Source organism: Subtercola boreus (assembly GCF_003399645.1).
GTDB classification, from domain to species: Bacteria; Actinomycetota; Actinomycetes; order Actinomycetales; family Microbacteriaceae; genus Subtercola; species Subtercola boreus_A.
The window spans coordinates 1-3,162 of record NZ_NBXD01000003.1; the positions used below are offsets into that span (position 1 = coordinate 1).

At 59.4% G+C, this 3,162-nt stretch carries 3 protein-coding genes; 1 reads left to right on the plus strand and 2 read right to left on the minus strand.

What is annotated here, in order from left to right; genetic code table 11:
* The first annotated feature begins 502 nt into the window (after positions 1-502).
* On the plus strand, positions 503-1,351 hold the full coding sequence (locus B7R24_RS02065; RefSeq protein WP_253259224.1) for a ParA family protein: 849 nt from the start codon (positions 503-505) through the stop codon (positions 1,349-1,351).
* Positions 1,352-1,939: 588 nt separating this feature from the next.
* Here the strand turns inward: B7R24_RS02065 and B7R24_RS02075 are convergent.
* Both B7R24_RS02075 and B7R24_RS02080 read right to left on the minus strand, forming a co-directional pair.
* Positions 1,940-2,395, minus strand: coding sequence for a pyridoxamine 5'-phosphate oxidase family protein (locus B7R24_RS02075; protein ID WP_116417339.1), 456 nt, complete (start codon positions 2,393-2,395; stop codon positions 1,940-1,942).
* A gap of 47 nt (positions 2,396-2,442) precedes the next feature.
* A complete protein-coding gene (locus B7R24_RS02080; RefSeq protein WP_116417340.1) occupies positions 2,443-3,018 on the minus strand; it encodes a DoxX family protein in 576 nt (191 codons plus the stop codon).
* Positions 3,019-3,162 lie beyond the last annotated feature (144 nt).

Genomic DNA, 3,162 nt, shown 5'->3' on the forward strand with positions numbered 1-3,162 from the left:
ATCTCGTTCTGCAAAATGGACAACACAATGCGGAGCTTCTTCTCCGCCGGGATCGTCGGTGGACGACTCATGACTCAGACCTCTCAGCTGGGGCGTTGCATCAGCAACTAACTACCCCTGCCAACTATTCTGACGCGCGACACGCCAACGCCGTAGCCGCAACCACCGCGCAACAAGAACGCGATCGACAAGCTGCACAAGGAGCGCAAGCCGATCGTGAAGCCGCAGAACGAAACCGCGACCGGCACTGGACTCCCCCCACCCGGTCTGACCAGGAACGAGACCGCGGCTATGAGAGGTGACTGGTCGAATAGCAATTCAAATAATTATGTCTGGACAGATAGACGTAATTAAACTTATCCGTGTTCCCCATGCTCCGTTAGGTGGGCTATTTAAAATAGCTGGCATAGCCGAGGATCTGAGACCAGCGCCCCAGGACGGCTCATTCTCGTCTGAGTGGTACTCGCGAGCGATACGGAGGAGTCGGTGAAATAAATACGTCATGACAGACGTAATGATAGATAGATTGAAAGACGTAAATAAAGTACGCTCAGAGCGTCGAAGGAGAAGCATGCCCCCCAGGATTACGGCTATTGGTAACAGAAAAGGTGGCGTGGGGAAGACATCTGTGACCCTCGGACTAGCCACCGGTTTAACACTGCTGAACAAGCGAGTACTGGTCGTCGATCTCGATCCGCAGGCTGACACAACTGCCGCACTCGAAGCGCATGGCGAATTCGACATCTTCGACGTTCTGTACGGGGGAGAAGCGGGCACACTCGGGCAAGCAATCACTGAAACCTCCTGGCGGGGGATAGATGCAGTACCCAGCTCCGGCGCGCTATCCAGAATCGAGTCCGAGTCATTGATGACCCCCGAAATGCGACTTAAGACCGCAGCATGGGACGCCGTGGAACTCCAGCAGTACGACCACATTCTCATTGACCTACCCCCAGCATTGGGTCGATTGACTCTGAACGGGTTGATCTGGGCCGAGACAGTTATTGCCGTCACCGAGCCTGCGGCCTTTTCGGTCAAAGGGGTGGGGGAGTTCCTAGACACAATCAACAAGGTAAAGGGCTTACCTCACCTCAATCCGGGCCTCACCTTCCAAGGGATCATCGTCAACAAGCTCAGTTCACCAGCGACTGCGGAACATTCATTCCAGATCAACGAGCTAATCGGCGAGTACGGCGACAGGGTGCTTGAGCCATATCTACCGCTGAGAACTGCAATGCAGGATTCGGTTAGCGGCCGCATACCGCTAACAAAGCTCACGAGCAGAGGTGCGTCAATCATGACGGAGCGTTTCGTGGAGCATGCGCGACGAATAGACGGAGGAACTAAATGAGTCCAATTGACCGCAAGTCTTCTATCCGCAAAGCGCCGGCCGCTGATGTTGTCGAATCGATAACGCGAGCTCCTACGGCGCCGGCTAGCGCCGGCGCAGGCGCCGGGACGGTCAACGGGGGAGGGGAGTCCGTCCCGGCCGACCGGTCAGTACCAGAGCCTCGACGTGTAGGCGCGGGTCGACCAAGAAGTAAACGCCGCATGGAACCCTTCTCGTCAAAGATCGAAATTGCCTTGCGGGATCGCCTAGACGAGTACCTGCAAGCAAACGAAATGACAGTCGTGGATTTCCTAGATGCCGCCATCCGCGACCGGCTTCAGAAGTAATGACACGACCGGTTCTCGTTCTACCGCTTCGCAGACGGCCTCGGTGGTTAGGTCGTCGAGAAGTCTGACCCCATGTAGCCCGGATCGAACGCCGTAGCCCTGATGAATGTCGTTCCAGCACCAGGCGCGTCAAGGTGACAACCAAACTCTGGGCAGACCCGTGGGTCGGGAGGGCTGGTGAAGTGGGCTAGGTCCCGTCGGGTGGCAGACAGTTGGTGATGATTCGTGTGTGTCTGGAGCGGCTCGAGGCGGGTATCCGCGGTTAGTTCTCAGGGATGATGGGGCGGAGTTGGTGTTCGAATCGGCGGCCGCGGATGTCGCGGGGTGTGATGCGTACGTAGAGGTACTCCGCCGTCGGTACCCAACGGGGGAGGGTCTCATCCGCCGTCGACGCGCCGGGGATCTCCGGCCCGAGCACCGTGGCGGTTCCCTTCAGGGTGACGCTCCAGGCGCCGTTCTCCACCTGTTCGTCGACTTCGAAGACGACGCTGTTGTTGCTCAGGAGTTCGTTGAGTTTGGTTCCCCTCGCGGTCCTGAAGACGACGGATGTTCCGTCGGCGATGTAGTTGACCGGGTAGATCTCCGGCTGGTTGTCGACGCTCACGCCGAGCCGCCCGATATTCGTCTCCGTGAGGAGACGCCAGCAGTGTTCGGTGGAGAGTTCGGTGACGGGGCCCTGGGGGGACCATTCGGTGAAGTCCTGTGTGGTCATGACCATGTGAGGCTTTTCCTTTGCCGTTTTCAGATGAGAAAGGGAAGGGGTGATCAGATGAGCCAGCGGTGGCGCTGGACGATCGTCAGCTTCTTCCAGGCGCTGCCGAGGCCCCAGGTGTCTCCGGCCGAGAGGGCGGCGATGGTTATGAGGGCGAGAGCGTAGATGATGTGGTAATCGACAACGGGGTTGGTGGATGCGGCGTTCTGGCCGAAGGACCATTCGGCGAGGTGCATGAACAGCATGATGATGGTGCCGGCTACGGCGCTGACGCGGAGTCCGATGCCGAGGATGACGGCGATGCCGATGGCGAGCATTCCGAGCATGAAGAGGATGTCGGTTGTGGGGCTGGCGATCGCGGCGTAGAACGGCTTCAGCGGCCCGACGACGGAGGGGCTGTTCAGGAATCCCTGGCTCGGGGTTCCGCCGTTGATCCAGGCTTTCGCGGCGGGTGTCGAGTATCCGAGTCCGAGAAGTTTGTCGAGGAAGGCCCAGAGGAAGATGAAGCCGGTCGCGATTCGAAGGACCGCGAGGACCCGTCGGGCCGTCGTAGAGGAGTTCGCGGAAATCGCCTCGTGACCCAGGGGCTGGCTCGGTGTGGCGTGTCGGGTGGCGGGCAGTGCGGTCATGGGGTTCTCTCTCTTAGCCTCGATCCACCGACGTTCTTGGGTGTGAGGGGGTCCGCGGTGTTGTCGGGCTGACTGAGGCGCTGGCTGGTGTTGCGCGCGGCGGAGCCGCGAGCCTCGCTGCCCGTGGTGTTCCACTTGGTCATC

What these genes read in the sequence shown, in the direction of transcription:
- B7R24_RS02065 (WP_253259224.1), top strand. Translation starts at nt 503, where the DNA reads ATGACAGACGTAATGATAGATAGATTGAAAGACGTAAATAAAGTACGC.
- B7R24_RS02075 (WP_116417339.1), bottom strand. Translation starts at nt 2,395, where the DNA reads ATGGTCATGACCACACAGGACTTCACCGAATGGTCCCCCCAGGGCCCC.
- B7R24_RS02080 (WP_116417340.1), bottom strand. Translation starts at nt 3,018, where the DNA reads ATGACCGCACTGCCCGCCACCCGACACGCCACACCGAGCCAGCCCCTG.